This window comes from Curtobacterium sp. BRD11 (assembly GCF_031844345.1).
Classification (GTDB): Bacteria; Actinomycetota; Actinomycetes; order Actinomycetales; family Microbacteriaceae; genus Curtobacterium.
This window is the reverse complement of record NZ_JAUZUZ010000004.1, coordinates 281386-307941: the sequence shown is the minus strand read 5'-3', so window position 1 is coordinate 307941 and position 26556 is coordinate 281386. Positions and strand designations below refer to the sequence as shown.

Below are 26556 nucleotides of genomic sequence, written 5' to 3'. Positions count from 1 at the left end.
AGGGGCCCGTGTTCGGTTAGGTGTCGTCGACGCGGCGGACGGTCCAGTGCAGGGCCGCCTTCTGCGCGTCGGTCATGTGCTCGCCGTACTGCGCGAGGTAGCGATCGCGCTTCGTGTTGATCGCGAGCTGCGCGAACTCCGTGACCGGCTCTGCCTCGTAGTGCCAGCCACCTTCGACCGACGGGTTCGCGCGGGGGTCCGTGGCCTCGGACATCGGCTGCCCGTGCGGGCCGATGTCGCGGCGGCTGCGGAGGTGCGCGAGGAGCAGGTCGCGCTGACGTGCGTCGAACTCCGCTTCCCGGTGTGTGGTGGACCCGATGAGCCGTCCCGCACCGTCGTAGTGGTGCTCGGTCACTTCACGCGGCTCCCATCCCCAGAGTCGCCGGGGAGCGACGCCGAGCTCGAGGGCTAGGGCGAGGTGCTCCCCGAGCTCGCGAGCGCTTTTCCCGCGGCCTTCACCGCCTCCTGCGGGTAGTACTCGTTGAGCGACCAGATGGCGTCCGTGATGCGCTTGAAGTCGTGGCCGGAGAGCGCCGCGAACAGCGCGCCCCACTCGTCGACACGCTCGGGTGCCTTCTCGCCGCGCTTGCGCTGGACGGGCGGGTCGACGCGGAGCTTGCGCTCCTCACCGTCGACCACGAGGACGCCGCACTGCGGGGCTGCACCCTTGGTGAGGCTGCGGATGTTGTACCCGTACGCGGAGTCGACCACGACGTTCGGGCGGGGCGGGTGCAGGTCCGTCTCCGCGGCCCACTCCATGCCGTCCATCGGGCGGAAGCGGAGGAGGTACGGCTTGCTGTTGATGAGGACGAGCACGTCGATGTGGTCGTCCGAGGGTGCCTGTGCGGCTGCGAGGTCTTCCTCGAAGGTGGTCATGGGGTCCGCCGTTCTTCCGCCGTGGGTGGGACCTGACCGGGGCGACGGCGGAGACGCCCCGGTCAGGGATCTGTGGGAGTCGGTCAGGCGACGGTCTTCACGCGCCGCTGCACGACGTCGGTGATGAACTGGCCCTGCTCGAGCAGGTCGACGCCGTTCTCGGTCGGCGGCAGCTCGCGCTGGATGCCCGCGGTGAAGGGGATGACGGTGACGGTCTGGCCGACCGCCCAGTCCTCGGCGTTGTCGATGCCCTTGCGGCGGACGAACCAGCCCCTCGTGCCGGGGGCGAGGAGGACCGCTGCCGACTCCTCATCCGTCGAGTCGACGTACTTGGTCGTGAGGGTGTCGGTGGTCTTGCCGGGCTGGCCGAGGTCCTGCGGCAGCGAGTACCGCTTGTCCTCGATGTTCGCCTGGTTCGGGACGTGGTCGAAGCCGTCCGGGGTGAACGAGTACGTCATCTGGTGTGCGTCTTCGAGGACGGCGGCGGACAGCGGGTTCACGTCCGCGCCCCAGGGCACGTACGCGATCTTGTGGCGGCCGTCGGATGCACGGGACGCCGGGCGGGGGTCGATGTTGCCCATGGGGCTCTCCTTCGTAGGGGTGATGCCGGGTTGCCCGGCGGCGTGACCCGCGGCGCGGGTGGCATGAGAAAAGCCCCCGCGTCAGGCGGAGGCTTCGGGTTCGGTGACCAGTTCCCAGGTCGAGGGGATCCAGTACAGCGGCGGCGACAGGTCCGGGTCGTACTGCATCTCGACGGACTCTTCGTCGGTCCGCATTGGCCGGCAGACGCGGCCGGCGATGGTGGGCGTCCAGCCGAGGAGCTGCGCGGTGATGGCGTCGTCGATGTCGCCCGCGTCGTGCGGGTCGATCGACGTGGCGTGGAGGGTGAACCGGTACCGGTCGACGTCCTGCCGGCCGCCGTAGCGGCCCTCGGTGCGACGCGGTGTGCCGACCCAGGCGGTGACGTACCGGGTACGGGGCTTGCCCGACGGGTCCTTCGTGGCGTTGCCCTGGAAGACGCGCGGTGCGAGGTCTGTGTTCTCCCGGAGGCGGTTGAGGACGGCGTCGACGTGCTGCTTGCGGGTCACAGGATCGTGTTCCTTCCCGAAGCGACGGAGCGGACGATGCCGCCGAAGGTCAGCGCCCGTTCGGCCTTCTGCAGCGCCTGGTCGAGGAGCTCCTCGAACTCATCGGAGTGTGCCGCGAGCGCCTGGTCACCCTGGTGGCGGGGTGCGAACGTGGGAGAGCCGAACTCGACGATGTTGCCGAGCGCGCCCTGCTTCCGGTTCTTGTCCGGACCGATCTCGCACGTGAGGACCGTTGCGCCGAAGCCCTGGAAGGCGATGAAGTCGTAGCCGATGGAACTCGGGTACGCACGCATGCGCTTGATGCCGGTGGCTTGCTTGCGCCAGTCGTCGCGGACGTCGATCGCGGTGCGCTCCATGGCGTCGCGGACGTACGGGCCGGCAGAGGAGGCAACCTCGCCGAGGTCGGCGGCCAGGAGATCGAGGGCACTGGCGTCGATGGTGATGCCGTCGCCCATCAGGTCACCAACCGGACGGGCAGGCGACGCGCGGTGGCGTCGGTGTCGAGGTGGAGGCCGGTGACCTGCATCCGCTTGCCGATGAGCGCCGGGTCGAGGTCGTCGTCGCTGTCGGGGCTGGCGACGAAGGTGACGATGTCGCCGACGCGGACGTCGACGCTTCCCGCGACCGGCAGCGACAGGATCGACGCCTGCCCGGTGAGCAGCTGACCGGCGGCGTCGATGTCGGAGGTGACGGTGGAGTCGCTGCGCAGTCGGCAGCGGCCCTCGTAGATCGTCACGAGCGGCGTGTGCAGTTCGCCGTCGTCGCCTTTCACGGGCTCGCCTTCGGCGCGCTGGACGTGGCAGGTGGAGTGCATGCGTCCCTCGGCTGCTCGGCGGCCCATGCGGACGATGCCGGTCACGAGGCTCACCGGGTGCTCCCGACGCTGACAGTGCGGCCCCACTGCTCGCGGAGCCGGTCCTTGTTCGCCTGCGTGAGCTCCATGCCGGTCGATGCGCCGCCCTCGGCGAACGCGGCGCGGAAGTCGTCGATGCTGACCGAGGAGAGCCCGCCGGCGGTGAGGCCGAGGTTCAGCTCGAGCGTGGTGAGCGTCTGGGACACGAGGACGCATGCCCAGCGGACCAGGCTCTCCGGTGGCTTGGCGTAGCCGTAGGTGAAGGTCACCTCGGCGGGGCCGTCACCGTCGACGCGGACGATCCCCGGTCGCCACTCGAAGCGGACGGCGCTGCCGTCGCGCGTGACGGCGGTGACGGCGGTGACGGGGTGCTGCGGCAGGTCGATCCAGCCGTTCTCCGGCCACGCGGTGAACGTGGTCGTGCGCGGCGGGTAGACCTGCTGGCCGATGACGTCGTCCCGGAGGTAGGTGGACGCATCCTGCAGCAGCTGGGTGATCTGCGGCTTCTGCTCGTCGGAGAAGTTCCGGCCGAGTCGAGCGCCGAGCTCCTCGGCTGTTGCGAATGCGTCCACCGTGTCCTCCTAGGACTCGTCGGTCGCCGGCTTCCGGGCGCGGGTGCGCTTCGGCTCCGGCTTCGTGTCGTGCAGGATGTCCTGCGCCTCGTCGGTGGCGGGACCGGTCTCGGGCTCCCCGGCTGCGACCTCGCCGTCCTGCACGCCGTCCGGCGGGGTCGCTGCCGGCTTCCGTGCGGCCTTCTTGCCGGCCTCGCGGACGTGGCCGGAGTTGACCATCGACGTGGCGACGGTGTCGTCGAGGTCGAACTCGATGCCGGAGTCGCCGACGACGCGCATCAGGCGGACGTCCCGGTGTAGACCTGCACGCCCTTCGGGCGGATGACCTTGCCGCCGTAGACGTGCAGACCGCGGACACGGTCGGCGAACTTGTCGGTCGCGCGCATGCCCTCGGTCTCCTGGATCTGCGACACGAAGGCCGCGGCGTCCTGGTGGAAGGCGATGGCCTGCGGCTCGTCCTGCTCCGGGGCGAAGTTCGACGTGATCGTGCGGAAGCCGAGGAGACCACCGACGGTCGCGTTGCGCAGACCCTGGTTGTCGCCGGAGGTGTCCACCGAGGTGAGCTTCGAGTCGTTCGAGAGCAGGAGCGCCTCGAACTCGGCGTTCACGACGAGGATCCGGTTGCCGGCGGGGGCCTTGGCCTTGTTCAGGCCCTTCCGCAGGTCGCGGACGGCGTTGAACGCGGTCGCCGGGTCGTTGACCGGGGTGATGCCGGCCGCGGCGGTGCCCTGGGCGACGAGGAGCGCGAAGAGGAACTTCTCGGTGTCCTCGTTGAGGGCGGTGCCGGCCGCGGCGGTGTACGCCTCGAGCGAGCCGGCTGCCTGCGCGCGGTCGATGTCGTCGACGTAGAAGTCGAAGTTCTTCTCCTGGTCGACGACGAGGTCCAGGCCGGTGTCCGAGATCGGGTCGGCCGACGTGGTGCGGTTGTTGGCCTTGTAGTCCTTGATCGCGGGCGGGACGATGCCGGTGATGTGGACCGTGTTGCCCGAGCGCAGGTCGCCCTCGTAGTCACGGTTCAGCAGGCTGGCGACGATGGTCTGGTCGGACCACTGCTCGAGCAGGGACGCGGACCACACCTCGGGGATGAAGTGGTTGATAGCCATCGGGGCTACCCCTTTCAGGAAGAGACGCCCAGTGCCTTGTCGAGGCGGCCGTCACGGCGGGCGGCGTTGATCTGGGCTGGTGTCATGGACTTGAGCTCGGCTTCGGTGACCTGGGGCTTCGGCTTGTCGCCACGGTTGCCCTGACCGGCGTCGCCCTGGAACCGCGACGGCGGTTCCGCCGCGAGGTGCGGCTTCCGGGTGAGCAGGTCGTCGATCGCCTCGTTGAGCGCGTCGGCGTCGACCGTTCCGTTCTCGGACACCTGGAAGTCCGACAGCTTGAGGTACAGCGAGGCGTCGGAGGGGTCGGCGAGCTTGCCCTTCGCTGCGGCGCGGAGTTCCGCGCCGACGAGGAGCTCGTTGAACCGCTGCGTCGCCTTCGTCTCGCCGTCCTTGCGGGCCTGGTCCAGCTGCTGCTCCTCGGGGCTCTTGCCCGAGTTGTCGCGTTCGGCCTGCAGGGCCGCCAGCTGGTCCTTGATGCTCTGCAGCTCCTGACGGGCGGCGTTGCGCTGCCCCTTCATGCTGTCGAGCGCCTTCTTGCCCGCGTCGCCGAGCTGGTCAGCACCCTCGATCACCTCGGTGGTGGTCGTCGTGGTGGTGTCCGTCGTCGTGCCGTCGGTGGTGGTGTCCGTGGTGGTATCGGTCGTGTCCGACATAGGAGTTGCTCCCTGTTCGATGTGGCCGCCGTGCGCGGCCGTGCGTCCCGCCGGCGGCGGGAAGATCAGATGTTGATGCCGAGCAGGCGCGCGAGCGTGCGCACGGACTCGGGGGTGCGTTCCGGGTTCGCGCGGAGCTTGCGGACCTCGTCGTCGTACTGCTGACGGATGGTCTGCAACTGCCGGTCGGTGATCGGCTGCGGCCGGACGTACTTGTCGGCGGAGTTCGCGCCGATCGAGCGGGGGAAGACGCCGGTGTTGGCGATGTCCATCCGGATCTTCGCGTCGTAGAGGCGTCGCTCGGCGGCGGTCATCGTGTACCGGTTCAGCGGGTCGCGGACGCCGGTCTCTCGGGCGGCGCGGACTGCGTCGGATGCGCCGCGCGCCTTGCCGCCCTTGCCGAACTGGCCGAGGCCCTCACGCTGTCCGAGGATGTTGCCGCCGCGGACCTGCGGGCCGGTGATGTAGCCCTCACGCTCGAGCAGTCGGATCGCGTTGGTGCGGGTGCCGGCGACCTTGAAGATGTCGTCGGGGGTCATCCGGTGCGGTGTGCCGTACTTGCGCGCGGACTTCACGGTGCCGAGGCCGCGGGTGTTGATGTTCACGACGCGGTAGATGTCGGCACCCTCGGTGATCGCGCGGGCGTTCGACTTGCCGAAGATGCGGTACTGGTCCTCGGTGCTGAGTGAGTGGAAGTACTCGTACGGGTCGGTGCGGTAGTCGCCGGCGACGTCCTCGCTGGCGGGGATGTGGCGGCAGTCGCAGCGTGGGTGCCGCTGGAAGCCCTCGTTCCACCGGAACCACTTCCCGGCGAGGATGACGCACCGGTCGCAGGACGGCGGGTTCAGCATCCGCACGTATCCGGTGATCGTTGGCCGCTGGGCGATGTCGGCGGCGACGACGCCACGGCTGGTGTCCGCCATGACGGTGAGCACGGTGCCGGTCGTCCAGCGCCGGGCCGCGGTGAGCGCTTCCGTCGCGGCGAGACCACGGCCGACGGCTTGCTTCGCGCGGATGGTGGCCTCGTCGAGCAGGGTGCCGAGGTCTCGGCCGTCGGGGGCGGTCGCGAGGAACCCGGCGGTGTCGATGACGCCTGTCGGGTCCCCGCGCTGCCCGGTCTCGTCGAGCACCGCGGGGATGTAGTCGATCGCCGACGCGGCGGCCGCGGCGCGTCCGGTGCTGACGAGGGCGAGCAGGTCCGGACGCAGCCGCGACCACGACGAGTCGAAGTCGTCGGTGAGGCGACGTCGCAGCAGCCGGTCAGCTGCTGAGGCCGTCTTCCCCGCGATCTGCTGCTGCGTTCGGTAATACGTCCGCGTCGCCTCCGGTGTCGCCAAGATCACTCAGCTCCCTCATCGCGCGTTCCACCTGCGGGTCGAACTGCTCCTGCTCGACCATCGCCATGACCCGGGAGACTTCCTCGGGCGGGAGTCCGTCGAGCTCCATGAGGTACTCAAGCGGGTACCCCATCTGCTTCTTCTTCACCAGGGCGTCGGCGAGCTGCGCCTCGGATCGGATCTCGGGGTTCATCCACGAGATCGTCGCCAGGGACGCCAGGTCCGCGAGGGGCTTGTCGTTCATCGCGAGGGCGATGAGCCGGTACATGCGTCGCAGCGCCGGTGAGGCGAAGGTGTGGAACTCGAGGGTCTTCTTGACCAGGCCGATCTCGGACGCCTTGAGGCCCTCACCGTTCACGTTCGCCATGCCGGTCTTGCTGACCAGGTACGTCGGCGGGGTGCGGGTCTGCGCGGCGATGTGCCCGACAGCCATCTCGATGACGTCGCCGAAGACGTCGAGCTTCGCCGCCTCCCACGAGTCGATCGTGGTGTCCTTGCCGGACAGGTACAGCAGCCGCTTCTCGGCGAGCTCCTTGATGTCGACCGGCTTCTCGCCGATCCGCTGCCCGGAGGCGTCGAGGATCGGCATCATCGGCGGGCCCTGGTGGAGCACCACACGGGCCGGCATCGAAGCGTAGTCGGCGGAGAGGAACAGGTACGCCCACAGCAGGTTGATCGCGTCCTGCATCGACATGACGCCGGCGATCTCCGACTTCGGGTCCCCGGCGAGCATCGGCCGGTTCGGCATCTCGACGACCGGCACCTCACCCAGCGGGTTCGGCAGCGGCCACACGTCGTCGCCCTCGGGCTGCCACTGCTTCCACGTGCCCTGCTCGGCGCGGCCGAGCTTGGCCTGCCGGGCCTGCGACTGCCGGGCGTCCTGCGGCTGGATCCGGGGCTTCCGGAACTTCCACAGCTCGGTGTCGGTGTAGAGGATGCCGTACTCGAAGTCGCCGTCGACCCACGCCTTCAGTGCAGCCTTCGGGCGTCGCAGGTTCGACCAGTCGTACTCGATCTCGACGTTCGCGCCGTGCTCCCACGACACGATCGGCTCGTCGGTCTTCCGGTCGCCCCACACGATGACGTAGGAGCGGGACGTAATGAGCGTCGACAGGACCCCCTGCGAGGCCTGCATGTCCATCTCGTTGCGGCCCCACTGGGTCCACAGCTTCTGCGCTGCCCGCTTGTCGTCGCCGAGCTTGATACCGGTGTGCCGGATCCGCTCGCCCGCGGCGTCCGCGACCGGGCCGCACCAGTTGTCCGAGAAGTCGGCGTAGCGGGACGCGTTCGCCTTCTTCCACTCCTCCGTGGCGAAGGAGAGGGGCTGCTGGCCGGCGTAGTAGTCCTCGAGCGTCTGGAAGCCCGCCCTGCGGGCCGCCAGGCGGGCGTAGATTGTGTTCACGAGGGACAGGGCCGCATCGGCGTCCATACGGCCTCCAACCGGGATCAGTAGTAGACGAACTCGTCGTCCGGGGTGTTGTTCGCGCCGGCGGCGATGGCGTCGCAGACGGCCTCGTGCGCCAGGGTCGACGACATGAGGTAGTCGAACTTCTGGTGCTCGGATGCCTTGCCGAGGATGTAGCGCCGCTCGCCGGTGGCCTGGTCGAGACCGCGGGAGCGAACCACGGCGTTGCGGGTGTGCTCCTCGAGCTCCGGGTCGCCGTCGTGCGTGAACTGCGAGTCGGGGTTGTAGACGTCGGTGCGGAACCGCTCGAGCGAGGGCCACATGCGGCCGATCTGGTTCGTCGGCCACTTGATGAAGGTCTTCTCGCCGAAGAGCGACCCCCACTCGTCGATCTCGGTCTCCCACATCTTCGGGTCGAGGTAGGCCCGGACGACGTCGTACCGCTTGCAGATCTCCTCGACAGCGGACCGGACCTCCGCACGCGGGATCCGGCCGCCCCAGTCCTGCGGACGCCACTGGGTGGGGCGCTCCGCGTCGCCGTAGGTTGGCGTGAACTGGTAGTAGTCGAGGGTCTCGAGGCGGATGCCGGTGTAGTCGTCGTTGTCGGAGCCGTCGAAGCCGAGGCACACGCGCGCCCCGTACGGGACCTCGCGCGGGTCCTTCCGCTTGCCCCACTTCGCCGAGTCCAGCCACCGGCCCTGTCCGGGCACGATGCGGTTGCCGAAGAACCGTTCCGCGTCCGCGGGGTCCTTCTCGAGCATCTCGAAGGCTTGGCCCTCGATTGCGTCGATGTCGACCCACGGTGCGCCGGCGTAGTTGAACTGGAAGATCCTCCGGCGCTCGCGCTTGAGGTGGAAGTTCAGCTCGGACGGCGGCTGCCGGAAGTCCTTGTTCAGGTCCTTCGCCGTGGAGGCGAACGTGCGCTGCGCGACGGAGTCCTCGGACGGGTCCCAGGCGTTCGTCGTCTCGATCGCACGCCCGCCCATGCCGGCGAGGCCCTGACGCTGCTTCTTCGCGAGGTTGTGGCCGCCGTTCGACGCGACCCAGAGGCCCGTCTCGTCCTGCGGGACGAACGTGACGCGCTGCCCGAGGCGGGAGGTGGCCTTGCTGGTGACGACGTCGATGCGTCCGTCGTTGGGGAGCCGGATGAACTCCTCGCCGGTCTTCGGGATGACCTCGGCGAGGGGTCCGAGCTCGATCATCGGCCGGAGCGCGTCGTACGTGTTGTCGGTCTGGTCCTCGCTGGTCGCGGTGATCTGGATGAGCGGAGTCGCCCACGGCCGGCCCATCGGCTCGCCGGGCTCGTACTCGTACAGCCAGCCGCATCCGCAGCCGAAGTCGCGGCAGTCGTACACCTCGCCGCCGCGCGCCCAGCCGGCGAACAGGACCGGGCCGACACCCTCAACGCACACGAATGCGCCGATCAGCGGCGACTTGCCCCACTTCTGCGACCGGACCAGCAGCGACCGGCGGTAGACGAACGCGGTGCTCTTCTGCCCGACCTTCGCGTCGTCGCGGACCGTGTAGTGGTTCGCCATGAACTGCAGCTGCTCGGTGCCGAGGATGAACGCCTCGCCGCGGCTTTCCTGGTCCGGGATGACGCAGTGCGCCTCAACCCACTCGGGCACGACCATCATCGGCTTAGGCATCGCCCACCGCCTTGAGCCGGTCGCGAGCGGACTGGCGCTTCGCTGGCTGCTTCGTCGGCATCGTACCGGCCTCCGCGCGCTTCGCGGCGAGGTCGTCGTCGGCGATCTTCCACCGCAGCGAGTGCATGCCGGGCATCGACAGCCCCAGCTCGGCAGCCATTCGCAGCGCCGCGGTCTTCATGCCGGACACCGCATCGGGCAGGTTCGACTCGAGGTAGGCGCGGACGTAGCTGGCGACCTCGTACTCGAGGCCGAGCTTGATCCACATGACCGCCTGCGGTCGACGCCAGAGCTTCTCCCACAGCGCGAGCTCACGCTCACGCAGCGCCTCAGTCGCGTCGGTGTCGAGCTCCTTCACGCGCTGCTTGTCGACCCAGTAGATGTCGTAGATCGGGTTCGCCGGCAGGGGGTGCTCAGGGATCGGCCCCTGGTAGCCCTCCGCGGGGAGGGTCGTCCACTCCGCGTCGGTCTTCCGGTCTCGTCGTAGCGCGTTCGGATCCGGTGCGGGACCGGACCGAGCGCGCGCTCCTCCGCTGGGCATGTTGACCACCTCTCGCCGCGTTGCGCGGCGGCTGGCTTGCCCCTCAGATGGGGGTCAGATGGGGCACCCCGGGGAACGTTTGAACCTGACAGACCTCGGAGTCACCTCTCCGGCGGTTCATGTACCAACCGTTGTACCGACCCCCTCCCCACCCCTGATATACGGGGTGATATACGAGGTGATATGCGCATATCAGTGCGCCTATCGGGTCCGGTCGTTCCAGCCGCCTGGCTGGTGGTGCGCTGTGGCCGTGTTGTGGCATGAGGCGCACAGTCCGCGGCCGTAGTCGGGGTCGTTGGGGTCGAGGTGGAGTGCCTGTAGTTCTCGTCGTGACCTGGGGTAGTGGTCAGCGACGGTGGACTGTGCGGCGTCGCACAGCACACAGATGGGATCGCGGTCGAGGACCGCACGTCGGAAGCGCTGATGCCCAGCGCTGGTGTACCCGCGCTCGGTGGCCGTGCCTCGGTACCTGTCCGCGTCCCGTCGGTGTTGGGCGCAGCGTGTGCCCTCGCTTCCGTCGAACACTGCGGGGCAGCCGTGGACGGAGCAGACGCGCATGCTCACGGTTCGTCTCCTGGGCTAGAGGTGGCGGTGACGTGCCCAATCGGCCAGGCCTGCGCCGACCGAAAGCATCTGGCCGAAGGGCGAGAAGATGTAGCGGCCGCCGGCATTGCTGCGTTCGTACTCGACGTTGGTCCACTCGACTGCGGCGATCCACCCCTGGATGTAGGGCGGATCGTCGGGGAACTCGTCTTCGGTGTGGATGCGTGCCAGGTCTGCGAGTGCAGTGGCCGCTCGCTCCCGTGCCTCGTCGTACCGGGCGCGGCGTTCGTCGTCCCAGGTCATGTACCCGCCGGACAGTGGACTGTCGTCGGACATCTCAGCTCCTGTCCTCGATCGCTTCGTACACCTCGTCGACTGCGATGGCGAGAGCATCGGTGGGCGTCAGGTGCGTCTCCGGTCGGCGGTTACTCCGGGTTCGGTGTGCACTCAGGTCCGGGTCGTCCACGGTGACGCTCCTCGGGTGTCGAGTTGAGGGCGCAGGTGCGTCTGGGGCCAAAGAGGTACCCGTCGTGAACGTCCTTCGCGCTACAGGTTCGCGTTAACGCCCTCAAGTGGTCGCCGCTCACGTCTCAGGTCCACGTGTCAGGTGGGTGTGCCCGAGGGAAGACGGCGCGTTAGATCCCCGTCAGCTCGTCGCAGCAGCATCTGTTGTGGTCTGCGGGTGACGGGGAAGAGTGGGGTGGGACTGGCGGACGGTCGGTGCGCTCCGGTCGGGCGTTCCCAACCGGTCCGACCGTCCGCCTTCCCGAAGCTCGTTGTTGTCGCGGCGAGCCTCCGCGGGTGGGCTGACCACCGTGATCGGTCCCGGATCGGCACCCGGCTTGCCCCTCCGTATGCGTCTGCGGAGGCACCAGCGTCTTGTTAGGCCCCGCCTGTCGTCCCCTGGACGACTTGCGGCGGGTATGCGAAACGGCCGGTGACCCGTAGGTGACCGACCGTGTTTCGGATTCTGGCTGGCGCTGGGCACAGTGGTGAATCCTCGTTACTTACTTTCACGCCTTTCATGGGTTTTGTCAAGGAGGTCGTGTCGGCGTGTCACCGTGCCCCGCGGACGGCCGGGCTTCACGGTCGACTCGACGCGGAGGACGTCGATTCCGTTGACTTCGAGCTGCCCCTGAGCGTTGCGCCGGGAAGTGAGCTTGCCCTTGTTGATCCACGCGTAGATGTTCTGCGGTGCTCTACCGGCGAGGATCGCGGCCTCGCGGATGCTGATCCAGCCCGTCATCGACTTACCCCCCTCTGCATCGCTGCCAGCACGGCGTCTGTAACCTTCTCTCGCAGCGGGCCAATGTCGCGTCCCCAGAGCCGCGACTGAGCCTCCTTCGGGTAGTTCGACACGTCGAAGAGCACCGAACCCACTGCTCGCCCGAGCTCTTCGCGCGAAGTAGCTGGCACCACCTGCACGCGGACTCCGCGCTCGTTCGCTCGATCGAGAATGGAGTCGATCAAGGCCGATGCCTTACCCGTCTGCCTGCCGGCGATCAGAACAATCGGTTCGTCGTTGTGCTGCTCGCTCATGCTGCCTCCACGGTTCTGGTCTCGGGTTCGAAGGTGTCTTGGTCGACGTCGTAGGTGCACTTCGGGTTGCGGCACTCGATGCGGACGGGTTCCGCCGTCGACGTCGGCGGGTGCCAGACGAGGGACCGGAGCTCGCACTCGGGGCAGCGGAGGATCTGCACGCTGTGCGCAGCCTCCTCGGTGGGGAACGTGCGGAGTGCCCGGTTGACGGCGGCCGCAAACCGGATCGACTCGGCCGCGCCCTGCTCCCCCGCGACCCACACGTCGACGTTGCCGGTGAACGACCGCCGGTGGGACTGAACCTCGTCGATGGCGAGCTTGGTGGCGCTGATCGGCACAGACGACTCGTGGCCGCTCGAACCGCCGTCCTGCTGCACGAGGCGGTCGAACTGGGTGAGGACGTCATGCAGGTCGGGCCACGCCTTCACAGCGGCGTCGACGCGTCCCCAGTGTCCGCCGCAGAGGAGCCCGTGGACGGCGGGTCGGGGCGAGCATCCGGTGCAGGCTTGGTCGGTTTCGAGCCATGCGCCGTCGTGGATGGACCAGGTGTACTCGGTGCCGTCGCAGGTGGGCAGGTGTTCGTTGCGTCGGAGACAGGGCTTCTGGTCGCGCATCGTGTTGCTGATGCATGCGGTGATGTCGACGCTCATCGTTCGTCCTCCTCGTAGCTGACGTCGTGCGCCGGCCAGTACGGGTATCTCCACGGAATGGGCGACGGGCTAGGAACACACGTTCCTAGCCCGTCGATGCCGGATGCTTCGTCCAGCATTGCTTTGCGGATGGTGTCCGCGGATGGTTCGGTCATGCGCCCATCCGTCCGTCGGCGGCGACGATCGCAGCGGCGACACGAGCGACGTCGTTCCATAGCCCCGGCGGCTTGACCCCGTACTCGGCGATGTCGGCAGCGGCGATCGCCAACATTCCATCGATCGCGTCGAGCAGGTCGGGGTTGCCCGCGGTACCGACGATCAGGCGAGCGTCCGCGTGACCGAGCGGGGCCACTGGTCCACAGTCAAGATCCTGGTGGTCCATCGCGACCATCTCGTGCTCGGCTTCGATCTGACTGCCGTCGTACGTTCCAGCGTCGTCCGAGTACTCACCGTCCACGACGGTCCACGGCCCTTCGGTTGCGCGCTCCCGCCACTTCGCGAGCACGTCGCGGGCCTGCTGGATGATGCTGCTGTCGCTCATGGTGTCTCTTCCTCCGGTACTGGCTCGGTGCAGACGAGGCAGGTGTCCTCTGGGCCGTCGATGCGGGTGACGATGCCGGAGCGGTCGTCCTGGTCGGTGAAGTGGTCGTGGTGGCCTGGTACCGGGCCGCACGGGTAGGGCTTGATCGCCTGCGGCCGGACGCCGTAGTGCTCGGCGCGCTCCCACGCGAGTTCGCCGCTCTCGTCTCGGGCGTGCTCCTCGGCCCAGGTCCAGGCGTCGTCGCCGGTGAGGCCCTGCGCGAGGGCGTCGGCGAGGAACGCGATGCGTCGGGCATCGAGGAGCAGCAGGATCCGGTCGGAGTCGCGACGGAACGCTTCCGGGGCCTCCTCCTCGCGCCAGCTCGTGCCGTCGACCTCCATGCCCATCGCGCGGGCGTACAGGTGGGGCACCTCGGTGGAGAGCGGACGGGTATTCCAGCCATCCGCGTTCGGGTAGAGCTCGTGGGCGTAGCGGCGCTTCGTGTGGCGCGGTGTCTCGATGTCGGTCATGGTGTCTCCTCGGTGGTTTCGGTTGCGCGTTCGACGATGACGACGTCGGTGGCGGAGCGGACAGCGGTGCGGTTGCTCGACAGCGACCGCAGCTGTAGGTGCTTCGGTGAGGTGGGCCGCCAGCCGTCGATGATCGCTTCGACGGTCCAGCGGACACCGCGAGTGGACCATCGGTGGGTGACGGTGTCGCCGACGGTCGCGGTGGTGCCGAGGGGACGACCGTGCTGGTCGGTGTCCGCGTCGCGGTTCACTGCAGGATTCCCTCGTCCTTGAGCCGCAGGAGGAACAGCTGCGCCTCGCGGAGCTGGCTGGGCTGCTCCCCGGATTCGTCGCGGCCGTAGGTCAGCTTCTCGGCGAATACCTGCGACAGCGCCCGCACGAGCTTGCCCTCGCTGACGATCCGCACTTTGCCTGCCGCGAGCGCTTCGGACAGCTCGAGGATCCGGCCTGCGATGTCGGTCTGGATCTCGGCTTGCCGTTCGGCGAGGTGCGAGAGTTCGGGGGCGATGTCGTTGCCGGTGAGCGCGGTGAACGCCTGCGTGACGGCGGCGCTGGTCTGCAGGGTGGTGGTGAGTGCGAGGGCGACGCGCTGGTCGGTGGTCAGTTCGGTCATCTCGTGTTCCTCCTCTGGGAACGACTACGGCGAGCTCTCCGCTGTCGGAGCGCTCGCCGTGGTGGTGGGGTGGTGTTGGCGGGGCACAGCTCGGGGAGCTCCTTGCACTGAACGGTGCAGAGCTCCCCGGGCTGGTGGAGGGGTTCGAGCATCAGGTGCCTCGCTCCCAGAGGAAACGGGTGATGTTCGCGACGCTGCGCGCCGTACGACGGCGGGAGGGCATGTCCCAGCCGCCGCGTGGCGGGCGCTCGGCGATGACACGGAAGCCGGCGGCGCGAAGGGACGATCCGGACTCGCCTTCCTGCGTGTAGGTGATGAGCCTGCGGTAGCCGAGAGCGGATGTCGCGCGCCAGGCAGCGCCGTAGAGCATCGAGTTCGCGTTGGCGGTGCCGTCGGTCGCGCTGCGGGTGACCTCAAGCGTGTCGCCAGCCGCGTCGATGGCGCGTGCGATCGGACGGCCGACCACCACCACTCCGACGAGTAGCCCGCCCTCGGCGACACCGATCGAGAACTTGTGCCCCTTCGGTGGCTCGTGGTGCCGATGATGCTCGGCGACGAAGCGGCGTGCGTCGGCGAACGAGACCGGCACGACGTACAGGCCGCCGCTCACGTCTTCCTCCTCCCCACGCGCTCGGCGTGGATCGCGTTCTGCGCCTCGGTCTTGAGAGCGTCCGCGAGTCGTGCTGCGTCGGCCGGCTCGTAGCGGATCGGAAGCGAGCGCCCCACGGTGACGACCACGATTCCTCGCGAGGTGTGGTCGACCGTCACTTCCTTGTCGCCCGTGGTCTTGATCGGTTCGGTCATCAGTCGTCCTCCTCGTCGTCCGCGTAGACGCGGCACATCAGGTCAGCGGTGTCCTCGTCGACGCCCCGGTCGAGGAGCTTCGTGCGCCACTCCTCACGGGTGGTCACGACGCGGACCTCGGCGGGGTCACGTCGCGGATCGTGGACGGGTCGATGGATGACTTCGGCCCGATGCCGAGGCCCGATACGACCTGCCCGTCTTGTCGGACCGCCCAGCGCCACACGTCCGAAGACGCGGCAGCCGTGAACGTCGTCCCCGGTGCCATGTCCTCGATGCGGGGCGGCTCGGCGGTTTCTCGCTGTTGTTCCGGAGTGGCACCGTCGACACAAGATGCAGAAACGGCATCAATCGGTTCGGCGGTCGGGGTCGGCTGCGAGAGGAGGGCGGACATCGCCGCGACGCCAGCGTGAAACGCATCGACCGGGAGCATCCCCCCGTCGTAGGTGCGTGGGATGGTCATGTCGTTGCGCGCCCGGTTCCACATCTGGTCGAGCTGCTCGCGCGTCGGCAGCGACACGGACACCTGCACGGTGCGACCCTCGGCGGCCATCAGAAGGGCTCCTGGTCCGCGTACTCACCGGCAGCCCACGCGTCCTGTGTGCCTGTCTGCGGCGCGTTCTGCTGCGTGTAGTCCGTCTGCCCGGCGTACGGGTCGGACGGGCGCTGCTGACCGCCCTGACCGTTCTGTGGGGCGATGGTGACCGAAGTGGCCTTGACGACGAGGTCGTAGTACTTCTTCCCGTTCGCGTCGCGCACTTCGGTGACTTCGGTGCCGATGACGACGACTCGGTCGCCCTTTCGGAACTGGGTGAAGTCGATGCGGACTGGGGCGTCGTCCGCGTACCCGCCCTTTACGGTGCGGAACGTGCGCGCGGTTGTCACCCACTGGTCGCCGTCGCGCTTCCGGTGCGGTTCCGCGGTCTTCATCGCCCAGTCGGGGTGCTGCGGGTTGTTCTGCGTCCAATCCTCGACGAACGCGGTGAACTTGATCTGAGCCATCAGGCTGCCTTTCTTGCTCGGTACGCCGCGATGGACGCTTCGAGCTCTCTGTCGTGTTGTGATTCGTGACGGCGGATCGCACGGTCTGCGTCCGCGGTCTGGATCCGGTGGGTCTCCCCGGCCATGTCCTCGTCCACCGCGCCGCGTTGGCGCTCCCGCTTCAGCCAATCGTGCGCATGACGCATCTCGTGGTCTTGCCTGCTGCCGGGGCGTTCGTGTTCGAGGTTGCCGTGGACGCGCATTCGTTCCTGCTCGAGCGTTACCGGGTCGATGGAAGCGATGAAGTTCGCCCACGCGTCATCGCTCATCGGGATGCTCCCGGTAGTGCTGCACCCACTGCGCGACTTCCGCTTCGTGTGCTGCACGGTCGAGGGTGATCGCCGGCCGTTCAAGCGCCGGGGCGCTGATCCGCTGCTGCCGGGCCCGGTCGTCTAAGACCCGTCGTGCAGATGCGTTGACATGTCCGGGAAGCAGGTAGGCCAAGGACTCCTTGAAGTGGAGCACCACGGCCTGCTGTGCGACGTCGAGCGTGAGGTGTGCGAGTGCTTGCTGCCAGACGACGACGGTTTCGCGTTGCACGTTCCGGTTGTCGTACGCGGCAATGATGGTCAGCAGTTTCGCTGTGTCGTCTAGGTCCACGGTTCCTCCTCAAGTGCCAGCCGGTCAGAGGTGCCGAACGTGCCGACGAGAGACGCGGCACGTTGAGCGGCGGACGGTCGCGGCTGCTTCTGCTCGAGCTTCCGGTTCGCGTCGTGTCGGAGCTGGTCGAACTTGTCGCGGAACTTCGGCATGGACTGGATGTTCGCTTTCCAGAACGAGTCATCGAGCGCCCACCGAAGCAGCCGCTCGGACGCCTCGTGGCTGCGGCCGTCTTTGTCGAGCATCAGCCGTGCCGCGTCTAGCCACGACTGGGTGATGCGGGGCTCCTTGTCGCCGTTGCTGACCATGAGGTCGGACAGCAGTCGGCAGAGGCTCATCACGTCGTCGCGAACATCGTTCGTCGACGTAGCAGGGTGTGAGGAGTTGGTAGCAAGGAGTAGGGAGTTAGTAGTTAGGAGTGAGGGGTCAGATTCGGAACCCTTTGTGGAACCCTTCGCCAAACCCTTCCCGACCGGATTCGGAACCAGCGATGAGGGGTCAACCGAACCCCGATGGAGCAGTCCCGTGACCCCTTCCGCGCTGAAGCCCTTCCACTCAGGGTGCCTGTCGTGCAGCTTCGACAGCTCCCACACGATGACACCGCGGAGGGTAGGTGACGCGATCTTCGAGAACGCGGTCACCATCGCCTTCGTCACGTTCGGCTTGTGCAGCAGGCCGTCGTGCTTCAGGAACGACCGGACCAGCACTTCCTCCGTCTCGTCGTCCACGACGATGAACGACTGTTCGGCGAGTTCGTCAGCGGCCGTCTGCACGGTCGCTTTCGTGGCATCCGATGACAGGGCCGCAAGTCGCACCGGACGCCAGTCGGCCACCCCCGCGTACGAGAGGGTGGCCGATGAGAGCAGCTGCAGGTACAGGAACTGCGCGTGGACGTTCAGCGCTCTGAAGTCGTCGTCGTTCCAGATGTCAATTCGGATGGACGCGTGATCGCGTGCCATGGTTCCTCCTTCCTCATGCCTCGTCCTCGAGCCTCGCCCACGTGTTGAGCAGGTACCGCTTCGAGCAGGTGCGTTCCTGTTTGCCGACGCGGACCTTTACCTGCTCCTCGCCGCTCTCCGTCCACACGGCGAGCACCTCGAGGAAGGCGGCCGGGTTGCCCTTGGACTGGAACCAGTCGCCGGGCTCGACGGAGCTCACGGGATCACCTCGATGAGCAGCTGCATGGAGGCGGGCTGCTTGGGTCTGTAGATGATGACGGGCATGACCTTCCTCAGACGGTTGTCGAAGATGCGGTGGCACGAGATGCAGCGCGGCTCGTAGTGGTCGAGGTTCAGCGAGTACGCGAGGTCGAAGCCATGCGCCCTGCCAATCAGCTGGTTGTCGTCCTTGCCGTCGTAGGACCACTCCTGCGCCCGGCGTCCGCAATCCACGCAGGTGTACTTCTTCGCCGGTCCACGGGATCGGTAGAGGCGCTTGTGGATTGCTGCCCAGGTGGGGTGCTCTCCGATCAAAGGACGCCCGCCGAGGTAACCGCGATCGTGTGGGTCGCCGGTCTTCCTGACACGGCGGTCATGGGTTGCGCACATCGACCGGGCATGCTGCTCTCGGGAACAGCCGTCGACGGTGCATTCGGGCCTCACTCGCATCCTTGATCTCCTACGGTCCAGATCTCAACCTCGGTGCGTGGCTGGTCGAGGTCGAGGTGCTTGCTTGCGATGAGGGAGACGATCTGTGAGTCGTCGGCCCATGCGAGCTTGTTGAGGGCGTCGAGGGGGATCTTCGACAGGTTGTCGAGGTCGACGCGGCGTCGGTTGTCGCGGAAGAATCGCAGCCGGATGCGGAGTGGTGCGGTGGTCGGCGTTTCGATGGTGTGCCGGATGCCGAGGTTGCTGCGGAACGACGAAGCCACCAAGGCCTCTGCAGCTTTGGTGGCTTCTGTGGTGTACCCGCGGCCCCGTCCGAACCGTGGCCGTTCCTTCGGTCGTGGGTTGCCATCGACCGTGAAGGTGGCGATCTTTTTGATCACTCGGGATCACCTGCCTGCGCGGCGTTGAAGGCGGTGCGGATGGCGGCGATGACGTTGGCAGGTGCGCCGGCGTCTTGCGCTGCCTGCCCGAGCTGACCGATCGCGGTCGCGTTGCTGCCAGCGAGCTGCAGTTCGCTCAGCCAGTCCCGTCCGGGTGCGGCGTCGGGGAGGGGCTGAACGGTGAACGTCTTCCGCTTGCCGCGCTTCTCGAGGACGGACACTTCGACGGGGCGGTCGATGCCGCTCATGTGCGAGATCTCGAGGCCACCCACGACCTGTCCGCCGAACCTGATGTCCGGGTTGCGGTACAGGGTGAGGCGTCTGCCGATCCACACGTCAGTCTCGTCACCCCACACGGCCCCGAGCACCTTCCGCATCGTCAGCGACGGCCGGTACGTCTTCCCCTGCACTTCGGCGACGCTCACGAGGACGGGCTGTTCCGCGGTGCCTTCGACGGCTCCGGTGATGGTGACGGTGACGGGTGCCCCGAGGATGTCATCGGCGTTGATCTGCTGGCTGTTGGACTGCCGCAGCTTGGAGATGTTCATAGGTGCCTCACGGTGGTGGTCTCGACCGGCCCGTACTCGTCCTCGTGTTGGTAGACGAGCCAGTTGGGCGGGCTGATGAGTTGCGGCTCGGTCGGGTATCCGGGCCAGATGCCGGTGGCGGTGCAGGCGGCATAGAGCTCGAGTGCCCGCTGCACGCGCGCTTGCCCCATCCGTTCCCACTCGATGTCGAGCGTGTGGACGCCGACGAGGTGGGGTGGTTCGGTTTCGACGACGAGGAACCGGAACCGGATGTCGCGTTGGATGGCGCGCCGGTAGAACGCTTCCTGCACGTCGTAGCCGTGTTGTGCGACGGTGCGTGTGAACCCGTCGGGGGATGCATCGGTGGAGGTCGTCTTGAGGTCTGTCGCTTCGCCGGCTTCGACGTCGATCCAGTCGAACCGGGCGCGCGTTTCAACGCCCGTCGCGTCGTCGAGCGCGATAACGGATACCTCAGGGTTGCCCTGCTGCTCAACGATCGCACGTGCAGCAGGATGGGCGAGCACCGCGTCGGCCATGCCCCCTACCCTGCGGGCCTGTGCGGGTGCGATAGGGACGAGTCCCTTAGCGCGCTGTCCTTCCGCCCAAGCGACCGTCGCCGCCTTCGTGCTGACTGCCCCGGACGCGGTGATGTGCTCTTCCGGGTAGGCAATGACTCCGTTGCCGACTCCGAGGACCATCGCGTGCACGGCGTGACCGACGTCGAACGCTTGCTTTCCGGGCTGACGATTGCGACGCCAGTAGTCGAAACGAGCGGGTGACTCGAGCAGACGACGTGCACCCGTCGAACTCAGCTCGGGACGCGCATGGTAGACGTCCTCGGACATGTCGGTGTAGATGGCGGCTGTCACGCGACTGCCTCCATCCGGGTGAAGGGTGCGTGCTGCGCGGCGTGCTGGTCGGTGAACCAGCGGTCGTCGCAGTGCCCGTGGGTGATGCTCATCCACGGTGCGTCGGATTCGACGGCGGTCCTCCACCAGGGGAGGCCGTGCCGGTCCTGGTAGATGCCCGGCTCGGTGGGGAGGGTGGGCGGCTGCACGTTCCAGAGGCTCGCGTTGATGCGTGCGCCGGCGTCGTTGAGGCTGAAGAGGTCTGGCTTGACGTTGAGCGTGAACTCCGCCGGCTTGTTCATCGCGCTGAGCAGGTGCATGATCGCGACGACCGCGTGCGTCTGCGCGAGGGCGTGGTTGCCGGCTCTCATGTTCTGCACGGCCGCGTCGGACGACTCAGCGGCGTCCTTCCAACTGTTGCTCATGTCTGCCTCCTGGGCATGGTTGATGGCGCGCTCTCCGGGTGGGGCGCGCGGGATGATGGCGACGGTCAGTCGCGGGTGTCGGTGTCGTCGATCTCGGCGGCGCGGGCGATGGCCTTGCCGAACGAGTCGTCGTCGTGGATGCCGTCGAGGGTCCAGCAGGCCGTGCAAGCGCAGAGGACGCCGTGCGCGCCGGTCATCACGAGATTTGGATGATGGCGCGGGGATGAGTGCGGCAAGCGATGTAGAGCCGCTTCATCCAAGGGACGAGGTTCTTGTGCAGCCCCCAGCCGTTCGGGCTGTCCCACTGCCGGTAGTGGTCCGGTCGGCGGTAGAGCTCCCGCCACACGTCTCCGATGAGCGGGGCGGCCGACTCGGCAGTCAGCCCGTTAAGCGAGTGCAACGAGTCCTTTAGCCCCGCCTCAACGAGCATGGGCCGCAAGTTGTAGGTGATGTTCGCTTCGAACACGTTCGTTTGGTATCCGTCGCCGTGATCGACGATAAGGTCGATGTCGTAGCTCATCGGTCTTCCTCTCCTTCTGCGTTGACGACGGCGTGAACTCGGAGGAGCGACCCGACCGCGGACACGAACACCAGCCACGCGAGGAACGTCCACGTCAGCGAGTACCGGTCCGCGGCAGACGCGAACAGGCCAGCGATGATGCCGAGGGCGATGAGTGCGAGTGCGGTCTTCATGCGGTCACCCCCAGCAGCATCGGCAGCAGGTCGGTCGAGTCGTGTCGTGCAGCGAGCCGTTCGATGGCTGCGGTCTGCTCGGCGGTCGGTTCGAACTCGATCGCGTACGGCTCACCAGGCCAAGCGCGGCCGAACATGTCGCCGCTGATCTCAGCCATCAGGCAACCGTCCACATCTGCGCCAGGCGGCCACGCTCCGTGTGACCGTGGACGACGTTGCCGTCCTCATCGACGTACGGCCTGATCTCGCCGCGGTCCTCGAGCTCCTTACGGCGGGTGCGGATCGACGACGGCGACGGCATCGTCCACGCGTTCACCCGCGCCTGACGGGAGTACGTCGCAATGATCCCCTCATCCGTGATCCCGCCGCCGAACAGGCTTGCGTCGCGGATGATGTCGAAAATGCGGGACTGCACGACGGTGACGTTCGCCACGGATCTCGCCGCGGCATGCGACGTGGACGGGTCAGTGGTGCGAGCGGTAGGCATCGGCTGTCTCCTGTTCGGGCTTGGAGCACCCGTTGCAGGTGCGGAGGTGTTCGAGGAATTCGCGCTCTGCCTCATGGAAGGCGGCGAAGACATCGGTCATTGGTGTTCCCTTCGCTGGGTAGATGAGGGAGCGCGCCCGGTTAGGGGTCCGGGCGCGCTGGTGCTCGCCGTCGAGTGCCGATCCCGACGTGCCCCCGACGGTCGCTTGCGCGCCGACTCCTGAGGACGAGCTGCCGCAGCAGTTCGACACCCGGCGCGATGCGCTCGTGTGGTGCCCCGTCGCTGCGACGGTGGTTCTGTGAGTGCGGGACGACGGGTTGTCCGGGCCATGGGGTGCCGTGTGCGTCTCCGCTGATGCCCCTCTCCTTCTTCGGTGGGGCTGACGCTGTTGAGTTCCGCCGATCCGCGAGCGATGTGCGTTCCCGTGGCTAGCGGTAGCTGATGCGACTTGTCGGCCCGAGGGCGCGACGAATACCGGCCTGGTTCGGCCGAAAGAGTGCGGCCGCGTGTCAGATGCGGCTAGTGATGTTGCGTTCCCGCCATCGGCGGGCGTGCTCGCGGTTGCATGCCTTGCAGAACCGCAGCCCGGTGTTCTTCGAGCGCTTGACTCGGATACCGGTGTTCTCGGTGGTCCATTGGTGACCGCGGGGGCAAGTGCTGATGGTGCGCCCGTCTGCGAGCGCTCGATCGTGCCGGCGATGGCAGGAGACGCACATGGGCTGGTACCGCGACTGATCGGTGCTGTAGTGCTTGCCCAGGTCGAACAATTCGTTGGGGCAGCCACCCATGTAGGCCCACTCCTGGGCGTGGTTGCCGCACTTCACGCAGAGGTGCCGTGCTGCTGGGCCGCGATCCTTCTTGAGTCGGAGGTGTGCCTGTGAGTAGGAGACAGTCTCCTGGTACTCGGCGCGGCGGGGGCTCATGAACTGAGCCCGGTCGGGACCTTCGCGTTCTCGATGAACGCGTCGATCTCGGAGCGCTTGTAGAGGACCTTGCGCTCGGTGGGCTTGTAGTACGGGAAGCCCCTCTTCTCGTAGCGGAGCTTCTTGAGGTGCTCGAGCTCGTATCCGTACTCGTCGCGCACCTGCTCGGGCGTCATCCAGTCGGACATGTCACGCCGCCGGCTCGAGAGCGACGACGAGGTGCTCGACGTCGGTGTTCAGCGAGCGAGCGATGGACGACAGTTCCGAGAGGGTGAACTGCTCGGGAGCTCCGTAGATCCGACGCCGCAGGGTCTTGTACGAGATTCCGGAAGCTTCGGAGAGCCAAGCGACGCTTCGGCCTTCGATCTTCCGGATGTTCTCGATCCGCTCCGCGACGCCTCGGGTGGTGTCTGCGTTGGTCATGAGGCCACTCTAGATGGTCGTTTGGCCAACCGCAACGCTAGAAATTGGTCAATTTGCGCTATCGCGTTGGCCGTTTGGGGTATACAGTGGTGCTCGTGACCAACGACGACGACCTGCTGCAGGCTGCCATCATCGACCAGATCAACGCCGAGCTCGGCGCTGTCGGGCTGTCGATGAAGGACTTCGCCAAGAAGCTTGGCCGCCCCTACGACTCGACGCGGAACTACCTCAAGAAGGAGCGGTCGATGCCGCTCGGCATCTTCATCGAGAGTGCAGCTGTCCTTGGCATTACCCCCGACGAGATCATCGCTCGAGCTCGCAGGCGACTCGGTTGATCAGCACCTCGAGCGCTACCCCAGAGGCGCGCGACTCCACGATGGCCTCGATCAGCGTGGACTCAGCAGTGAGCATTCCGACAACCCCTCATTCGAACGTGTGTTCGAACGCTACTTGATGGCACTGACAGACGGGATCACAACATGGCAACGGTGACGCCCTACGAGACAGCCAAGGGCAAGCGCTACCGCGTCCGTTACCGCAAGCCCGATGGATCACAGACCGACAAGCGCGGTTTCGCCACCAAGCGCGAGGCTGAGCTGTACGCAGCGAACGTCCGAGTGAAGAAGGCGGCCGGTGACTACATCGACCCCGCAGCCGGCCGCGAAACGGTCGCAGCGCTAGGGGAACGGTGGCTAGCCTCGCGAGCGCACCTCAAGCCGTCCTCGCTCGCTGTCTACGAGTCAGCTTGGCGTCTGCACGTCGAGCCCCGATGGGGGCGCATCAACGTCGCCAGCATCGATCACTCCGATGTACAGGACTGGATCATCGAGCTCGGCGCGGGGAACCCTCGCGCCAAGCCGAAGTCGATCAAGCCCAAGTCGCCAGCACTGGTGCGACGCTGCCACGACATCCTCGCGGGGATCCTCGACGTTGCCGTGAAGGACAAGAAGATCGGCACCAACCGAGCTCGAGGGGTAACCCTGCCGCGCAAGGTCAGCAAGGAGCACACGTACTTGAGTCACCAGGAGGTTGCCTCCCTGGTGAAGGCCGCGGGTGGGGTGAATGGTCGGGTCGTCGCGGTCTTGTCGTACACAGGTCTCCGCTGGGGCGAGCTCTCGGCGCTGCGAGTCAAGGACGTGGACCTCGTGAAGAGACGCCTGAGCATCGTGCAGAACGCTGTGTACGTGTCAGGGCGAGTGGTGGTCGGTACGCCGAAGACGCACCAGAAGCGTTCGGTGCCGTTCCCGGCGTTCCTCGGCACCGTGTTCGAGGCCGCGTGCTCTGGCAAGAGCGGCACCGATTTGGTGTTCGTCGGCCCAGACGGCTCCTACATGCTGACGCCAACCATGCGCGAGTCGTCATGGTGGGACCGGGCACTAGCCACCGCGCACCTTCCGTCGACCATGACCATTCACGGGCTCAGGCACACGGCGGCGTCGTTGGCCATCAGCTCTGGCGCGAACGTGAAGGCGGTGCAGAAGATGCTTGGTCACGCCTCCGCTGCCATGACGCTCGACACGTACGCGGACCTATTCGACGACGATCTCAACTCTGTGGCAGAGGCGCTCGACGCAGCTGCCGGACCAGATGTGGGCAGTTTGTGGGCAGACGGTTCCTGACGACACAAGAAAGGCCCCCGCTTTCGCGGGGGCCTTTTGCGTTCTGATCTGGGCTTTAGTAGCGAGGACGGGACTTGAACCCGTGACCCCACGATTATGAGTCGTGTGCTCTAACCAACTGAGCTACCCCGCCGGAGATCCGGAGCGACAACAGCTCCGGGTCGGAGCCCCGAGTCAGGATTGAACTGACGACCCCTTCCTTACCATGGAAGTGCTCTACCACTGAGCTATCGGGGCGAGTGCCGCTCGGCGGCACCAGACGAGCGTAGCAGACGTGCGACGGTGGTCGGGAACCGGACGTGTCGCCCGGGCGTGCCGCCGCTCCTCCGCTAGTTCGCGTTGGCGCGGAGCCAGGTCAGCGGGTCCACCGGGACGCCACCGACGTGGATCTCCAGGTGCAGGTGCGGACCGGTCGAGTTGCCGGTCGACCCGACCTCGCCGAGTTCGTCGCCGACGGCGACCTCCTGCCCGGTGACGACCTTGAACGTGCCGTCCTTCATGTGGCCGTACACGCTGACGAACTGCTTGCCGTCGACGTCGTGCTGCACCCACACGTCGTTGCCGAAGCCGCCGTCGTGCGCCTGCACCTTGATGACCGTGCCCGCGGCGACGGAGCGGATCGGGGTCCCCTCGCCCGGGGCGAAGTCGACGCCCATGTGGTTCGTCGAGCAGAACGAGCAGCCCTCGACCTGACGACCGCCGAAGCCCGACGTGATCGGCACCCCGGTGAGGAACGGCCACTGGATCGAGCCGTTCGGGTCGTTCGAGAAGGACGACGCGTCGACGTTCTTGTACTGCGTGGCGGACGTCACCGAGTACTGGTCGCGGGTGGTCTCGGCCTCCACGGCACCGTTGCCCACACTGAGGGACTGTGCTCCGCCGGTGGCGGTGGCGCGAGCCGCGGTGGTGTCCGCCGGCGGCACCCAGAGCGCCTGCGCCGGCAGCGACGTCGACACGACCAGCCCGGCGGCGAACAGCAGTGCGCCGACGGCGGTGACCCGCGAGGCGTTCCGGCGGAAGGCGTCACCGCGCGTGCTGCCCGTGGACACCGACGACGCCGAGGCGCTGCTGATGTGTCGGGTCGCACGGTCGACGCGGACGGCCGCGGCGGTGCGCCGTGCACGGCCGCGGCCGGCCTCCGGAGCCCTGCCGCCGGACGTCGGGGCGGTCGCGGGACGTCGCGCTCCCGACGGACGGACCGCATCGACGACCGGGGTCGGGGCGCGCGAGGCGTCCGCCGCCGGCGCGACGTCGGGCGAGACCGGCGCGGGCGGCGTGACCGCTCCGGCGGACGGTGCCGGCCGGACCGCTGAGGCCGGCGCGAGGTCGATCGGTGAGACCGGGGCTGCGGGCGTCGTCGGGGCGACGAGCTCGTCGAACGACGGCACGTCGACCGGGGACTGCGGAGCCGCTGCGGAGCGCGGGGTGCTGGTCGCAGCCGCTCGACGCTCGGCCTCGATGCGTGCGCGTCGCGTCAGGTGCACGACCGGCTCGGTCTCGGTGCGGGTGGGCGTCTGCGCAGTCGTGGAGGCGTGGGGCATGTGTTCGAGGCTGATCCTGATCGGGGCACGGGGCGCTCGTGTGTAACGAGCAGATAACGGGACTGGAGCACGCTAGCAGGGGCCGTCGCGCACCGCCAGTCGTCTGCACGACCGTGCACCGTCCGCGAGCGGTGCCCCACCGGACCCTGCCGGCGCCCGGCGAGTGCGC

46 protein-coding genes and 2 tRNA genes are annotated in these 26556 nt (G+C 67.5%); 2 read left to right on the top strand and 46 right to left on the bottom strand.

All coding sequences use genetic code 11. The features are described from left to right. Positions 1-16: 16 nt before the first annotated feature. The 43 genes from Q9R28_RS11670 to Q9R28_RS11460 form a co-directional block, all read right to left on the bottom strand. Positions 17-355 (bottom strand): hypothetical protein, encoded by a 339-nt coding sequence (locus Q9R28_RS11670; RefSeq protein ID WP_311206163.1) that lies wholly within the window; start codon positions 353-355, stop codon positions 17-19. A 53-nt stretch (positions 356-408) separates the two neighbouring features. Further along, entirely contained in the window at positions 409-876 is a 468-nt protein-coding gene (locus tag Q9R28_RS11665) for a hypothetical protein (RefSeq protein WP_311206162.1), read from the bottom strand. Positions 877-959: 83 nt separating this feature from the next. Continuing rightward, positions 960-1457 carry a hypothetical protein gene (locus tag Q9R28_RS11660; protein WP_311206161.1) on the bottom strand — a complete coding sequence of 166 codons (498 nt, stop codon included), beginning with the start codon at positions 1455-1457 and terminating at the stop codon, positions 960-962. 81 nt (positions 1458-1538) lie between these two features. Continuing rightward, the gene (locus Q9R28_RS11655) at positions 1539-1964 is read right to left on the bottom strand and encodes a hypothetical protein (protein WP_311206160.1); all 426 of its coding nucleotides are present in this window, start codon (positions 1962-1964) and stop codon (positions 1539-1541) included. Continuing rightward, positions 1961-2419 (bottom strand): hypothetical protein, encoded by a 459-nt coding sequence (locus tag Q9R28_RS11650; RefSeq protein ID WP_311206159.1) that lies wholly within the window; start codon positions 2417-2419, stop codon positions 1961-1963. The genes Q9R28_RS11655 and Q9R28_RS11650 overlap by 4 nt, the downstream gene beginning before the upstream one ends. Next, entirely contained in the window at positions 2419-2832 is a 414-nt protein-coding gene (locus Q9R28_RS11645; protein WP_311206158.1) for a DUF6093 family protein, read from the bottom strand. Before Q9R28_RS11645 ends, Q9R28_RS11650 begins: the two co-directional genes overlap by 1 nt. Further along, positions 2829-3389 (bottom strand): hypothetical protein, encoded by a 561-nt coding sequence (locus tag Q9R28_RS11640; RefSeq protein ID WP_311206157.1) that lies wholly within the window; start codon positions 3387-3389, stop codon positions 2829-2831. Before Q9R28_RS11640 ends, Q9R28_RS11645 begins: the two co-directional genes overlap by 4 nt. 9 nt (positions 3390-3398) lie before the next feature. Then, positions 3399-3668: a hypothetical protein gene (locus tag Q9R28_RS11635; RefSeq protein WP_311206156.1), complete on the bottom strand. Its 270-nt coding sequence runs from the start codon at positions 3666-3668 to the stop codon at positions 3399-3401. Continuing rightward, positions 3668-4492 carry a P22 phage major capsid protein family protein gene (locus tag Q9R28_RS11630; RefSeq protein ID WP_311206155.1) on the bottom strand — a complete coding sequence of 275 codons (825 nt, stop codon included), beginning with the start codon at positions 4490-4492 and terminating at the stop codon, positions 3668-3670. Before Q9R28_RS11630 ends, Q9R28_RS11635 begins: the two co-directional genes overlap by 1 nt. A gap of 14 nt (positions 4493-4506) precedes the next feature. Continuing rightward, positions 4507-5145 (bottom strand): hypothetical protein, encoded by a 639-nt coding sequence (locus tag Q9R28_RS11625; RefSeq protein ID WP_311206154.1) that lies wholly within the window; start codon positions 5143-5145, stop codon positions 4507-4509. 65 nt (positions 5146-5210) lie between these two features. Further along, positions 5211-6488 carry a hypothetical protein gene (locus Q9R28_RS11620; protein WP_311206153.1) on the bottom strand — a complete coding sequence of 426 codons (1278 nt, stop codon included), beginning with the start codon at positions 6486-6488 and terminating at the stop codon, positions 5211-5213. After that, the gene (locus Q9R28_RS11615; RefSeq protein WP_311206152.1) at positions 6406-7911 is read right to left on the bottom strand and encodes a phage portal protein; all 1506 of its coding nucleotides are present in this window, start codon (positions 7909-7911) and stop codon (positions 6406-6408) included. The genes Q9R28_RS11620 and Q9R28_RS11615 overlap by 83 nt, the downstream gene beginning before the upstream one ends. A gap of 17 nt (positions 7912-7928) precedes the next feature. Continuing rightward, on the bottom strand, positions 7929-9536 hold the full coding sequence (locus Q9R28_RS11610; protein WP_311206151.1) for a hypothetical protein: 1608 nt from the start codon (positions 9534-9536) through the stop codon (positions 7929-7931). After that, positions 9529-10077 (bottom strand): hypothetical protein, encoded by a 549-nt coding sequence (locus Q9R28_RS11605; protein ID WP_311206150.1) that lies wholly within the window; start codon positions 10075-10077, stop codon positions 9529-9531. Before Q9R28_RS11605 ends, Q9R28_RS11610 begins: the two co-directional genes overlap by 8 nt. Before the next feature lie 579 nt (positions 10078-10656). Further along, positions 10657-10956, bottom strand: coding sequence for a hypothetical protein (locus tag Q9R28_RS11600; protein ID WP_311206149.1), 300 nt, complete (start codon positions 10954-10956; stop codon positions 10657-10659). Positions 10957-11623: 667 nt separating this feature from the next. Beyond that, on the bottom strand, positions 11624-11866 hold the full coding sequence (locus Q9R28_RS11595; RefSeq protein WP_311206148.1) for a hypothetical protein: 243 nt from the start codon (positions 11864-11866) through the stop codon (positions 11624-11626). Next, a complete protein-coding gene (locus Q9R28_RS11590; protein ID WP_311206147.1) occupies positions 11863-12159 on the bottom strand; it encodes a hypothetical protein in 297 nt (98 codons plus the stop codon). Before Q9R28_RS11590 ends, Q9R28_RS11595 begins: the two co-directional genes overlap by 4 nt. Continuing rightward, the gene (locus Q9R28_RS11585) at positions 12156-12809 is read right to left on the bottom strand and encodes a hypothetical protein (RefSeq protein WP_311206146.1); all 654 of its coding nucleotides are present in this window, start codon (positions 12807-12809) and stop codon (positions 12156-12158) included. Before Q9R28_RS11585 ends, Q9R28_RS11590 begins: the two co-directional genes overlap by 4 nt. Before the next feature lie 151 nt (positions 12810-12960). Beyond that, positions 12961-13350 carry a hypothetical protein gene (locus tag Q9R28_RS11580; protein WP_311206145.1) on the bottom strand — a complete coding sequence of 130 codons (390 nt, stop codon included), beginning with the start codon at positions 13348-13350 and terminating at the stop codon, positions 12961-12963. Continuing rightward, positions 13347-13859: a hypothetical protein gene (locus tag Q9R28_RS11575; RefSeq protein WP_311206144.1), complete on the bottom strand. Its 513-nt coding sequence runs from the start codon at positions 13857-13859 to the stop codon at positions 13347-13349. The genes Q9R28_RS11580 and Q9R28_RS11575 overlap by 4 nt, the downstream gene beginning before the upstream one ends. Next, positions 13856-14110 (bottom strand): hypothetical protein, encoded by a 255-nt coding sequence (locus Q9R28_RS11570; protein ID WP_311206143.1) that lies wholly within the window; start codon positions 14108-14110, stop codon positions 13856-13858. Before Q9R28_RS11570 ends, Q9R28_RS11575 begins: the two co-directional genes overlap by 4 nt. Beyond that, positions 14107-14472, bottom strand: a complete 366-nt coding sequence (locus tag Q9R28_RS11565) for a hypothetical protein (protein ID WP_311206142.1) — start codon at positions 14470-14472, stop codon at positions 14107-14109. Before Q9R28_RS11565 ends, Q9R28_RS11570 begins: the two co-directional genes overlap by 4 nt. A gap of 151 nt (positions 14473-14623) precedes the next feature. Further along, positions 14624-15082: an XF1762 family protein gene (locus Q9R28_RS11560; protein ID WP_311206141.1), complete on the bottom strand. Its 459-nt coding sequence runs from the start codon at positions 15080-15082 to the stop codon at positions 14624-14626. After that, the gene (locus Q9R28_RS11555) at positions 15079-15276 is read right to left on the bottom strand and encodes a hypothetical protein (RefSeq protein WP_311206140.1); all 198 of its coding nucleotides are present in this window, start codon (positions 15274-15276) and stop codon (positions 15079-15081) included. The genes Q9R28_RS11560 and Q9R28_RS11555 overlap by 4 nt, the downstream gene beginning before the upstream one ends. A gap of 103 nt (positions 15277-15379) precedes the next feature. Then, the gene (locus tag Q9R28_RS11550; RefSeq protein ID WP_311206139.1) at positions 15380-15826 is read right to left on the bottom strand and encodes a hypothetical protein; all 447 of its coding nucleotides are present in this window, start codon (positions 15824-15826) and stop codon (positions 15380-15382) included. Beyond that, positions 15826-16275, bottom strand: coding sequence for a hypothetical protein (locus Q9R28_RS11545; protein ID WP_311206138.1), 450 nt, complete (start codon positions 16273-16275; stop codon positions 15826-15828). The genes Q9R28_RS11550 and Q9R28_RS11545 overlap by 1 nt, the downstream gene beginning before the upstream one ends. After that, on the bottom strand, positions 16275-16583 hold the full coding sequence (locus tag Q9R28_RS11540) for a hypothetical protein (RefSeq protein WP_311206137.1): 309 nt from the start codon (positions 16581-16583) through the stop codon (positions 16275-16277). Before Q9R28_RS11540 ends, Q9R28_RS11545 begins: the two co-directional genes overlap by 1 nt. Continuing rightward, positions 16573-16914, bottom strand: coding sequence for a hypothetical protein (locus Q9R28_RS11535; protein WP_311206136.1), 342 nt, complete (start codon positions 16912-16914; stop codon positions 16573-16575). The genes Q9R28_RS11540 and Q9R28_RS11535 overlap by 11 nt, the downstream gene beginning before the upstream one ends. After that, complete coding sequence (locus tag Q9R28_RS11530; protein ID WP_311206135.1) at positions 16905-17873, bottom strand: hypothetical protein; 969 nt, start codon at positions 17871-17873, stop codon at positions 16905-16907. The genes Q9R28_RS11535 and Q9R28_RS11530 overlap by 10 nt, the downstream gene beginning before the upstream one ends. Before the next feature lie 13 nt (positions 17874-17886). Further along, a complete protein-coding gene (locus tag Q9R28_RS11525; protein WP_311206134.1) occupies positions 17887-18072 on the bottom strand; it encodes a hypothetical protein in 186 nt (61 codons plus the stop codon). After that, on the bottom strand, positions 18069-18461 hold the full coding sequence (locus Q9R28_RS11520) for a hypothetical protein (protein WP_311206133.1): 393 nt from the start codon (positions 18459-18461) through the stop codon (positions 18069-18071). Before Q9R28_RS11520 ends, Q9R28_RS11525 begins: the two co-directional genes overlap by 4 nt. Before the next feature lie 50 nt (positions 18462-18511). Continuing rightward, the gene (locus tag Q9R28_RS11515) at positions 18512-18901 is read right to left on the bottom strand and encodes a RusA family crossover junction endodeoxyribonuclease (RefSeq protein ID WP_311206132.1); all 390 of its coding nucleotides are present in this window, start codon (positions 18899-18901) and stop codon (positions 18512-18514) included. After that, positions 18898-19449: a hypothetical protein gene (locus tag Q9R28_RS11510; protein ID WP_311206131.1), complete on the bottom strand. Its 552-nt coding sequence runs from the start codon at positions 19447-19449 to the stop codon at positions 18898-18900. Before Q9R28_RS11510 ends, Q9R28_RS11515 begins: the two co-directional genes overlap by 4 nt. After that, entirely contained in the window at positions 19446-20297 is an 852-nt protein-coding gene (locus Q9R28_RS11505; protein WP_311206130.1) for a PD-(D/E)XK nuclease-like domain-containing protein, read from the bottom strand. Before Q9R28_RS11505 ends, Q9R28_RS11510 begins: the two co-directional genes overlap by 4 nt. Then, positions 20294-20701 (bottom strand): hypothetical protein, encoded by a 408-nt coding sequence (locus Q9R28_RS11500; protein ID WP_311206129.1) that lies wholly within the window; start codon positions 20699-20701, stop codon positions 20294-20296. The genes Q9R28_RS11505 and Q9R28_RS11500 overlap by 4 nt, the downstream gene beginning before the upstream one ends. 65 nt (positions 20702-20766) lie before the next feature. Then, complete coding sequence (locus Q9R28_RS11495; protein ID WP_311206128.1) at positions 20767-20898, bottom strand: hypothetical protein; 132 nt, start codon at positions 20896-20898, stop codon at positions 20767-20769. Next, entirely contained in the window at positions 20898-21221 is a 324-nt protein-coding gene (locus Q9R28_RS11490; protein WP_311206127.1) for a hypothetical protein, read from the bottom strand. Before Q9R28_RS11490 ends, Q9R28_RS11495 begins: the two co-directional genes overlap by 1 nt. Next, positions 21218-21394: a hypothetical protein gene (locus tag Q9R28_RS11485; protein WP_311206126.1), complete on the bottom strand. Its 177-nt coding sequence runs from the start codon at positions 21392-21394 to the stop codon at positions 21218-21220. The genes Q9R28_RS11490 and Q9R28_RS11485 overlap by 4 nt, the downstream gene beginning before the upstream one ends. Beyond that, on the bottom strand, positions 21391-21552 hold the full coding sequence (locus tag Q9R28_RS11480) for a hypothetical protein (RefSeq protein ID WP_311206125.1): 162 nt from the start codon (positions 21550-21552) through the stop codon (positions 21391-21393). The genes Q9R28_RS11485 and Q9R28_RS11480 overlap by 4 nt, the downstream gene beginning before the upstream one ends. Beyond that, entirely contained in the window at positions 21552-21827 is a 276-nt protein-coding gene (locus tag Q9R28_RS11475; RefSeq protein WP_251160310.1) for a hypothetical protein, read from the bottom strand. Before Q9R28_RS11475 ends, Q9R28_RS11480 begins: the two co-directional genes overlap by 1 nt. A gap of 31 nt (positions 21828-21858) precedes the next feature. Continuing rightward, a complete protein-coding gene (locus tag Q9R28_RS11470) occupies positions 21859-21981 on the bottom strand; it encodes a hypothetical protein (protein WP_311206124.1) in 123 nt (40 codons plus the stop codon). A gap of 819 nt (positions 21982-22800) precedes the next feature. Beyond that, positions 22801-22992 carry a helix-turn-helix domain-containing protein gene (locus Q9R28_RS11465; RefSeq protein WP_311206123.1) on the bottom strand — a complete coding sequence of 64 codons (192 nt, stop codon included), beginning with the start codon at positions 22990-22992 and terminating at the stop codon, positions 22801-22803. Between the two features lies 1 nt (position 22993). Beyond that, the gene (locus Q9R28_RS11460; protein WP_311206122.1) at positions 22994-23227 is read right to left on the bottom strand and encodes a helix-turn-helix transcriptional regulator; all 234 of its coding nucleotides are present in this window, start codon (positions 23225-23227) and stop codon (positions 22994-22996) included. Between the two features lie 95 nt (positions 23228-23322). Between Q9R28_RS11460 and Q9R28_RS11455 the strand changes: the two genes are divergently transcribed. Together Q9R28_RS11455 and Q9R28_RS11450 are read left to right on the top strand one after the other, a co-directional pair. Beyond that, positions 23323-23562 (top strand): hypothetical protein, encoded by a 240-nt coding sequence (locus Q9R28_RS11455; RefSeq protein WP_311206121.1) that lies wholly within the window; start codon positions 23323-23325, stop codon positions 23560-23562. A gap of 144 nt (positions 23563-23706) precedes the next feature. Continuing rightward, a complete protein-coding gene (locus Q9R28_RS11450; RefSeq protein WP_311206120.1) occupies positions 23707-24846 on the top strand; it encodes a tyrosine-type recombinase/integrase in 1140 nt (379 codons plus the stop codon). A gap of 59 nt (positions 24847-24905) precedes the next feature. Here the strand turns inward: Q9R28_RS11450 and Q9R28_RS11445 are convergent. The 3 genes from Q9R28_RS11445 to Q9R28_RS11435 form a co-directional block, all read right to left on the bottom strand. Then, positions 24906-24979: transfer RNA gene (locus tag Q9R28_RS11445), tRNA-Met, on the bottom strand. Between the two features lie 32 nt (positions 24980-25011). Continuing rightward, a tRNA-Thr gene (locus Q9R28_RS11440) sits at positions 25012-25083 on the bottom strand. 92 nt (positions 25084-25175) lie between these two features. After that, on the bottom strand, positions 25176-26387 hold the full coding sequence (locus Q9R28_RS11435; protein ID WP_311206119.1) for a peptidoglycan DD-metalloendopeptidase family protein: 1212 nt from the start codon (positions 26385-26387) through the stop codon (positions 25176-25178). Positions 26388-26556 lie beyond the last annotated feature (169 nt).